7 protein-coding genes are annotated in these 8267 nt (G+C 75.1%); 1 reads left to right on the top strand and 6 read right to left on the bottom strand.

Features of this window, described 5'->3' with window-relative positions:
* Positions 1–88: 88 nt before the first annotated feature.
* From hflX to miaA, 5 genes are all read right to left on the bottom strand, one after another.
* Entirely contained in the window at positions 89–1600 is a 1512-nt protein-coding gene (hflX, locus tag ACFV61_RS03400; protein ID WP_363374353.1) for a GTPase HflX, read from the bottom strand.
* 104 nt (positions 1601–1704) lie between these two features.
* Entirely contained in the window at positions 1705–4044 is a 2340-nt protein-coding gene (locus ACFV61_RS03395) for a RelA/SpoT family protein (RefSeq protein WP_380489845.1), read from the bottom strand.
* A gap of 197 nt (positions 4045–4241) precedes the next feature.
* The gene (gene dapF, locus ACFV61_RS03390; protein WP_380489843.1) at positions 4242–5153 is read right to left on the bottom strand and encodes a diaminopimelate epimerase; all 912 of its coding nucleotides are present in this window, start codon (positions 5151–5153) and stop codon (positions 4242–4244) included.
* Between the two features lie 97 nt (positions 5154–5250).
* On the bottom strand, positions 5251–5751 hold the full coding sequence (locus tag ACFV61_RS03385; protein ID WP_063349335.1) for a hypothetical protein: 501 nt from the start codon (positions 5749–5751) through the stop codon (positions 5251–5253).
* Positions 5752–5977: 226 nt separating this feature from the next.
* A complete protein-coding gene (miaA, locus tag ACFV61_RS03380) occupies positions 5978–6943 on the bottom strand; it encodes a tRNA (adenosine(37)-N6)-dimethylallyltransferase MiaA (protein ID WP_380489841.1) in 966 nt (321 codons plus the stop codon).
* 189 nt (positions 6944–7132) lie between these two features.
* Here miaA and ACFV61_RS03375 point away from each other — a divergent pair, with 189 nt between their 5' ends.
* Entirely contained in the window at positions 7133–7396 is a 264-nt protein-coding gene (locus ACFV61_RS03375; RefSeq protein WP_063349333.1) for an antitoxin, read from the top strand.
* 15 nt (positions 7397–7411) lie between these two features.
* On the opposite strand, the gene ACFV61_RS03370 is transcribed toward ACFV61_RS03375, so the two are convergent.
* Positions 7412–8110 carry a class III extradiol dioxygenase subunit B-like domain-containing protein gene (locus tag ACFV61_RS03370; RefSeq protein ID WP_063349332.1) on the bottom strand — a complete coding sequence of 233 codons (699 nt, stop codon included), beginning with the start codon at positions 8108–8110 and terminating at the stop codon, positions 7412–7414.
* Positions 8111–8267: the final 157 nt, after the last annotated feature.

Raw genomic sequence — 8267 nt, 5'->3', positions numbered from 1 at the left:
GGCGGGCGCCGCGCGCCCCCGCGCGCCCCCGGCTCCCCCCCCCCCCCCCACGCGCTCCCGGGGGGCGCCCCCCCCTCGGCCCGACGCCTCAGACCTGCAGCGCCACCGCGTAGCGCTCCAGCTCGGCGGCCAGCTCGGCCGGCACCTTGGCGTGCAGCAGCGTGCCCTCGCCGGTGTGCTCGGTGCCGAGCAGCTCGCCCTCGGCGTGCACCCGGGAGACCAGCCCGCCCTGGGTGTAGGGCACCAGGGCCCGCACCTCGATCGCCGGGCGCGGCAGCTCGTCGTCGATGAGCTTCAGCAGCTCCTCGATGCCCTCGCCGCTGCGGGCCGACACCACGATGGCGTGCGGCTCGCGGCGCAGCAGTCGCTGCAGCACGTGCGGGTCGGCGGCGTCCGCCTTGTTGATCACCACGATCTCCGGCACGTTCTGCGCGTCGACCGAGACGATGACCTCGCGGACGGCGGCCAGCTGCGTCTCCGGCTCGGGGTGCGAGCCGTCGACCACGTGCAGGATGAGGTCCGCGTCGGCGACCTCCTCCATGGTCGAGCGGAAGGCCTCGACCAGGTGGTGCGGCAGGTGCCGGACGAAGCCGACGGTGTCGGCCAGGGTGTAGAGCCGCCCGCTCGGGGTCTGGGCCCGGCGCACGGTCGGGTCCAGGGTTGCGAACAGGGAGTTCTCCACCAGGACGCCCGCCCCGGTGAGCCGGTTGAGCAGGGACGACTTGCCGGCGTTGGTGTACCCGGCGATGGCCACCGACGGCACCTGGTGGCGCTTGCGCTCCTGGCGCTTGGTGTCGCGGCCCTTCTTCATCTCGGCGATCTCGCGGCGCAGCTTCGCCATCTTCTCGCGGATCCGGCGCCGGTCGGTCTCGATCTTGGTCTCACCGGGACCACGGGTGGCCATGCCGCCGCCGGACGAGCCGGCGCCGCCACCACCCATCTGCCGGGACAGCGACTGACCCCAGCCGCGCAGGCGCGGCAGCATGTACTGCATCTGCGCGAGCGAGACCTGCGCCTTGCCCTCCCGGGACTTGGCGTGCTGGGCGAAGATGTCCAGGATCAGGGCCGTCCGGTCGACGACCTTGACCTTGACCACGTCCTCCAGGTGGATCAGCTGGCCGGGGGTGAGCTCACCGTCGCAGACCACGGTGTCGGCGCCGGTGGCCGCGACGATGTCGCGCAGTTCCTTCGCCTTGCCGGAGCCGATGTAGGTGGCCGCGTCGGGCTTGTCACGGCGCTGGATGACGCCGTCCAGCACCTGGGAGCCGGCCGTCTCGGCGAGGGCGGCGAGCTCGGCCATCGAGTTCTCCGCCTCCTCCAGGGTGCCGTCCGTCCAGACGCCGACGAGCACCACGCGCTCCAGGCGGAGCTGGCGGTACTCGACCTCGGTGACGTCTTCGAGTTCGGTGGAGAGGCCGGCGACGCGGCGCAGGGCGGCACGCTCGCTGCGGTCGTACTGGTCGCCGTCGTAGTGGTGGTGGCCGTGGCCGCGGTCCTCGTCGATGGCCGCGAGGTCCTCGTCCATGAGGGCTTCCGCCCGCAGACCGTTCAGGCGGCGCGGGGCGTCGGCGTGGTCGCGGGTGTCGGACGTGGAGGTCATTCTGTCCTTTGGTCGCTGGTGCGGATGGCCTGTGGGGACCGCCGTGTGCGGTCCCACCCGGAGTCTGCCCAGCTGCCGCCCCGGTTACCGCCGGGCGAGGTGAGCTACCCCTCAGGTCCTCGGGTGCCGTCGGGGCTCCTGTGCCCTGAGAACGCCGTGGACCGGCCGTGAATTCCCCATGATGGTCCCACGCCCGGCGCGGACCGGTCATCCCCATTTTCCCCGGGGTGGCGGGCCCCGCCGGTGTCCGGGGCCTGCGGCCGGCTGACGTCGTACACCCCGGAGACCTTGAGCATGGCCCGCATCAGCGCGGGCAGCGCGGCCGGCTCGGGCAGTTCGACGGTGTAGGTGTGCCGGACCCGCAGCTCCTGCGGCGGTTCGACCTCGGCCGAGACGATGCCGACGTCCTCGGCGGAGATGGCCGCCGTGAGGTCGGCGAGCAGCCGGGGCCGGTTGAGCGCCTCGGCCCGCAGGGTGGCCCGGTGGCCGGCCGCCGGGGTGCCCTCCGGCCGCCAGCGGACCTCCAGCTCGGCGCGCCCGGCCGCGCGCATCCGCTCCCCGGCCGGGCAGCCGGTGCGGTGCACGGCGACGGCTCCGCCGCGGATCGGGTAGCCGGTCACCTCGTCCGGCGGCACGGGCGTGCAGCAGCGGGCCAGCCGGACGGGCGCCCCGGGCCGGCCGGCCACCGCGACCGGGGTCGGCCGGCGCTCGGTGGTGCGGTGCGCGGGCGGGGCGGGCTGGCCGTTGGAGGGGCCGGTGCGCACCGGCGGGAGCCGGGCCGGGTGGTCGGCGAGCCAGCGTTCGATGGCCAGCCGGGCGGCCGGCGTCCGGGCGTGCGCGAGCCACTCGGGCGCGGGCCCGGAGGGTTCGGCGGGGCGCGGCCCGTCCTCGGTGAGCACGGTCCCGGTGGGCGCGGCCTCGGTGAGCACGGCGAGCAGGTCGCCGTCCTGCAGGACGGTGGAGAGCGCGGTGAGCCGGCCGTTGACCCGGGCCCCGATGCACCGGTGGCCGGTCTCCTCGCCGAGCAGGTAGGCGGCGTCCACGCAGGTGGCGCCGGCCCTCAGCTGAAGCGTTTCGCCGCTCTCCGTCACGACGGTGATCTCGCGGTCGCCGGCCAGGTCGGCGGTGAGCGCGGACCAGAAGGCGTCCGGGTCGGGCGTCTCCTGCTGCCACTCCAGCAGCCGGCTGAGCCAGCCGGGCCGGGCCGGGTCGGTGCGATCGAGTTCGTCGGCGTCCTGGACGGCGCCGGCCGGCTCCGGGTCGCCGAGCGCGACCACCCCGGTCTCGGCGACCTCGTGCATCCGCCGGGTGCGCACCAGCACCTCGACGACCGTGCCGCCGCTGAGCGCCACCGCGGTGTGCAGCGACTGGTAGAGGTTGAACTTGGGGGCGGCGACGAAGTCCTTGAACTCGCCGGGCAGCGGCGTCCAGCAGGTGTGCAGCTCGCCGAGCACGGCGTAGCAGTCGGCGTTCTCCTCGACCACCACCAGCAGCCGCCCGAAGTCGGCGGGCTGCGGCCGCTGCGGCCGCCCGTCCGGGCCGGGCGCGGCGGCCCGCTTGAGCAGCACCCGGTGCAGCGACACGCAGTGCCGGGGCCGGACGGTGACCTCGGCAACCACCCCGGTCTCGGACAGCTGGCGGGCCAGCAGCCGGGCGAAGGGGGCCAGCTGGGTGTCCGGCTCGCCCTCGTGACCGGCCATCAGGGCCCGGGTACGGGCGTGCTCCTCGGGGTGCAGGGTGGCGAAGACGATGTCCTCCAGCTCCGCCTTGAGCACCTGGATGCCGAGCCGTTCGGCCAGCGGGATCAGCACGTCCCGGGTGACCTTGGCGATCCGCACCTGGCTGGCCGGCTTCATGTGCCGGATGGTGCGCATGTTGTGCAGCCGGTCGGCGAGCTTGATCACCATCACCCGGACGTCGTCGCCGGTGGCGACCAGCATCTTGCGGAAGGTCTCGGCCTCGGCGGCGGCGCCGAAGTCGACCTTCTCCAGTTTCGTCACCCCGTCGACCAGGTAGGCGACTTCGGGCCCGAAGCCGGCGCTCACCTGGTCGAGCGTCAATTCGGTGTCCTCGACGGTGTCGTGGAGCAGCGAGGCGACCAAGGTGGTCGTCCCGGCGCCGAGTTGGGCCAGGATCATGGTGACGGCGAGCGGGTGGGTGATGTACGGCCCGCCGCTCTTGCGCTTCTGGCCCCGGTGGCTGGCCTCGGCGAGCCGGTAGGCCCGGGCGAGCAGGCCGAGGTCGGCCTGCGGATGGTGTTCGCGGTGGACTCGGACGAGCGGTTCGAGGGCGTCCGGGACGGGCGGCCGGCCGGTGGCCAGCAGGGCGGCCCGCCCAGCCCGGCCGAGCGCGGCCCGGCCGAGCTCCCCCAGGGGCCGCCTGGCCCCGGCTTGCCGTGCGGACGTCGGCTGCCCCGTCAGGGACTGCCCGGCTTCGATGGTCATCGGCGCACCTCCGGCAGCGATCACCGGCCGCCACCCCGCCGAGGGGCGCCTTCCCGGTGGTCCATGCTACCGAGCAGAGCACGTTCCGCGATGCCTTGCTTCCCGTCCGCGACACGCGTCACTCGAACGGGCGGATTCACCGGCACGCGAAATGGGCAAACCGGGCCGTCAGCTGCCCGAGCCGCGCCTCAGACGTGTCAGACACGCCCCAGTTCGGCCCACCAGCGGGCGTCGATCTCACCGGCGGCCACGATGACCGCCGGGCCGGTCTTCTCGATCCGGCCGTCCGGGTGCTCGGTGATGACCAGTCGGCCGCCCGGCACGTCCACGGTGTAGGTGGCCGGCTCGCCGGTGACCGCCGGGTCGACGCCGTCCCGGCGGATGGCGGCCACCGCGACGGCGCAGGTGCCGGTCCCGCAGGAACGGGTCTCGCCGGAGCCGCGCTCGTACACCCGCATGGCGACGTGCCGCGGCCCGCGGTCCACCACGAACTCGACGTTCACGCCCTCCGGGTAGGCCCCTTCGGGGCTGGTCAGCGGCGCGGACAGCAGGTCCCCGGCGTGGTCGAGGCTGTCCACGAAGGCCACCGCGTGCGGGTTGCCCATGTTGACGTTCAGCGCGGGCCAGCGCCGCGCGCCGACCGTGACCTCGACGCCGTCCGGCCCGGGCAGCCGGGCCCGGCCCATGTCGACGGTGACCTCGCCGGGCGTCCCGTCCCCGGCGTCCTCGGCGACCCGCACCGTCCGCACCCCGGCGCGGGTGGCGACCGCGAACTCGCCGGGCTCGGCCAGGCCGGCCTCGACCAGGTACCGGGCGAAGACCCGCACGCCGTTGCCGCACATCTCGGCGATGCTGCCGTCGGAGTTGCGGTAGTCCATGAACCACTCGGCCCGGTCGGCCTGGTCCGCGGCAGCCGGCTCGGCGGCGGAGCGCACCACGCGCAGCAGCCCGTCCCCGCCGATGCCGGCCCGCCGGTCGCACAGCGCGGCGACGGCCGCGGGGCCGATCTCCAGCGCGCCGTCCGGGTCCGGGACGATGACGAAGTCGTTCTGGGTGCCGTGCCCCTTGAAGAAGGGGACGCCGACCGGCTGCGGGGAGAATGCGCTCACCCTCCCGATGGTACTGAACGGGCGCACCGGCCACCCGGGCGGTCCGACCGGTGGATCGGCGTGGGCAGCCGAGGGGCCGGCAGGGGCGGCCGACGGATCAGCGCAGGTAGGCGACCCGCCAGACGGCCAGCGCACAGGCCACCAGCGCGATCAGGGTGTACAGCGCGATCGCCTTCCAGCCGGCCCGCTGCCCGGAGCCGCGGCGCGGCAGGCCCGGCCACTTGTACCCGGCGTGCCGGGCGGCCATCGCGCCCCAGCCGACCGAGGCGGCGGTGAGCAGCAGCCCGAGCATGCCGACCATGGTGGCGCGCGCCCCGGCCGAGCCGAAGGCGAGCGGGAAGGCGAACATCAGCGAGCCGAGGATGCCCAGCAGGGCGATCGGCAGGGTCTGCCACCAGCGGAGCCGGCGCAGCGGTCGGATCTCCCGCTCGTGCACCGCGCCCGCCGGGGTGCGGTTGTCCAGGGCCGGCAGTGCGACCGCGTAGGAGGTGGGCGCCTCCAGGCCGGTCAGCACGGGGAGGTCACCCCTCGTCGACTCGTCGGCCGGTGCGGTGACACTCCCGCTCTGGCCGGGTTCGGGGCCGGTACCCGTCGACACGCGGCCTCCCCTGACAGTTCGACACGAGCGGACTCGCGGTCGGGCACGGTCGGCCCGCGCGGCCGACCCCTACGCCTTCGATGATGGCATGTCCAGACGGGCGTTCCGGGCCTGACCGGCGTCGACGGGTGATCCGTGGCCATCACGTGATCGGGCCGTGACCGCCGGTTCGTCCTGCACGGCCACCTGCGCGCGCAGGTGCACCGCCGGATTGGCCGGAACCCGCCTACCCGGCCGGACGCTCCTGACGGTCGATCAGCTCCAGGGAGCGTTCCAGCAGCTCGACGGGGTCGGTGCCGGCCGGCCGGGACAGCCAGTGGATCCGGCCGTCGCGGCGGAACCAGGACTCCTGACGGCGGGCGAAGCGCTTGGTGGCCCGGACGGTCTCGGCCCGCGCCTCGTCCTCGGTGCACTCGCCGGCGAAGTGGTCCAGCACCTGCTGGTAGCCGAGCGCCCGGGAGGCCGTCCGCCCCTCCCGCAGCCCGAGCCGCTCCAGCGCGCGCACCTCGTCCAGCAGTCCGGCCCGCCACATCAGGTCGACCCGCAGCGTGATCCGCTCGTCCAGTTCGGGGCGCGGCAGCGCGACCCCGATCTGCACCGCGTCGTAGACGGCGGTGTTGCCGGGCAGGTTCGCGGTGAACGGCTGCCCGGTGATCTCGATGACCTCCAGCGCGCGGACGATCCGCCGCCCGTTGCCGATCAGGATCGCCTCCGCGGCCGCCGGGTCCAGCTCGGCCAGCCGCCGGTGCAGCGCGTGCGGGCCGGCCTCCTCCAGCTCGGCCTCCAGCCGGGCCCGGACCGCCGGGTCGGTGCCGGGGAACTCCATCTCGTCGATCGCCGCCCGGACGTACAGCCCGGAGCCGCCGACCAGGACGGGCGTGCGCCCGACCGCGAGCAGCCGGTCGATCTCGGCCCGGGCCAGCCGCTGGTACTCGGCGACGCTGGCGGCCTCGGTGACGTCCCAGACGTCCAGCAGGTGGTGCGGCACGCCGTCGCGCTCGGCGGGGGTGAGCTTGGCGGTGCCGATGTCCATGCCCCGGTACAGCTGCATCGAGTCGGTGTTGATCACCTCGCCGCCGAGGCTGCGGGCGATGGCGACGGCCAGGTCGGACTTGCCGGCGGCGGTCGCGCCGACGATGCAGACCACTCGGGGCTGGGCGGCGCGGGACTGGTCGGTACGGGAGCTGCTCACCGCTCCAGTCTCGCAAAACCGCCGCCGCACCGGTGACCGGGCTGCCCGTCGGCCCCGACTGCGCGACGATGTGACTGTGTCCGGCCGTCTCCGGCCATCTCCAGCCGTTTCCGCAGTTGAGCCGGTTTGCGAACGGTTCGGCGGTGACGGACGTTGGGCAGGAGACAGGGACGAAAGGGTGAGATCGCCATGGGTCTGATGGACAACCTCAAGGGCAAGGCCGAGGAGCTCAAGGGCAAGGCCAGTGAGCTCGCCGGCAAGCACAGCGAGCAGATCGAGCACGCGGTGGACAAGGCCGGCGGCGCGATCGACAAGGCGACCAAGGGCAAGTACAGCGAGAAGATCGAGCACGGCGCCAGCAAGGCCAAGGGCGCGGTGGGCGACTTCGCCCACAAGCCGAAGCCGGGCGAGGAGGGGCCGGCCGGCGGCAACGGCCAGGCGCCGCAGGCCTGACGCCCCGCGCTTCGATCAGCTCCAGGACGCCACGACGTAGCCGACCCCGTACGGGGCGTCCTGGTAGCCGAGCCGCGCGGTGAGGCCGGCGCCCTCCGCGGCGCCGGCCAGCACCTGCCAGGGCGCCCGGCCCTCGGCCTTGAGCTCGGCGGCCAGCCCGGCGTCCAGGGCGGCGAGCGCGGGCAGGTCGGCGGAGCCCAGGGCGGCGGCCAGGGCGGCGTCGAAGCCCTCGGCGCGCTCGTCCAGGTAACCGGGGGCCTTCACCGAGCGGCAGGCGCTGCCGTCGCCCACCACCAACAGGCCGACCCGGTCGGCCAGCTGGGCCAAGCCCTGGCCGAGCCCGAGCATCCGGTCGGCGGGCGCGTCGGCGGGCACCGCGCAGGCGTGCGTCGGCAGCGTCACCCCGGCGCGCTCCAGCAGCCAGGCGCCGACCGTCAGCGAGGGCGCCAGCTCCGGCCCCTCGACCCGGCCGCCGGGCAGCTTGGCGACCAGCGGCACCCCGTAGCGGTGGAAGGAGCCGGCCCCGCCCTCGGTCCACACCTCGGCCTCCGGCCCTGCGCCGACCACCACGACCAGCTGCGGCCCGGCCGCGACCAGTGCCGCCAGGGCCTCGTCGCAGGCGGCCCGCAGCGGGTCCAACTCGGCGGCCGCCCCGGCGGCGACCTCCGGGACGAGCAGCGGCGGACAGGGGCACACGGCGGCGGCTACCAGCATGCGGATCACTCTAGCCAAACGGCGACGGGGGGGCCGCCCCCGGCGCGAAGGCGCCCCCCCCGCCCCGGGGTGGGGGGGGCCCCCCCGGGGGCGGCCAGCCCCGGACTGTAACGTGCCCCCCGGGGTGGGGGGGGGGGGGGAGGCGCCACCCCGCCCC

The sequence above is a fragment of the Kitasatospora sp. NPDC059817 genome, from assembly GCF_042731835.1.
Taxonomy (GTDB): domain Bacteria; phylum Actinomycetota; class Actinomycetes; order Streptomycetales; family Streptomycetaceae; genus Kitasatospora.
This window is presented reverse-complemented; position numbering and strand designations above follow the sequence as displayed.

Bases quoted from the DNA above. Each gene is read 5' to 3' on its own strand.
- hflX (WP_363374353.1), bottom strand. From the start codon at position 1,600: ATGACCTCCACGTCCGACACCCGCGACCACGCCGACGCCCCGCGCCGC.
- ACFV61_RS03395 (WP_380489845.1), bottom strand. From the start codon at position 4,044: ATGACCATCGAAGCCGGGCAGTCCCTGACGGGGCAGCCGACGTCCGCA.
- ACFV61_RS03375 (WP_063349333.1), top strand. From the start codon at position 7,133: ATGGGTCTGATGGACAACCTCAAGGGCAAGGCCGAGGAGCTCAAGGGC.
- ACFV61_RS03370 (WP_063349332.1), bottom strand. From the start codon at position 8,110: ATGCTGGTAGCCGCCGCCGTGTGCCCCTGTCCGCCGCTGCTCGTCCCG.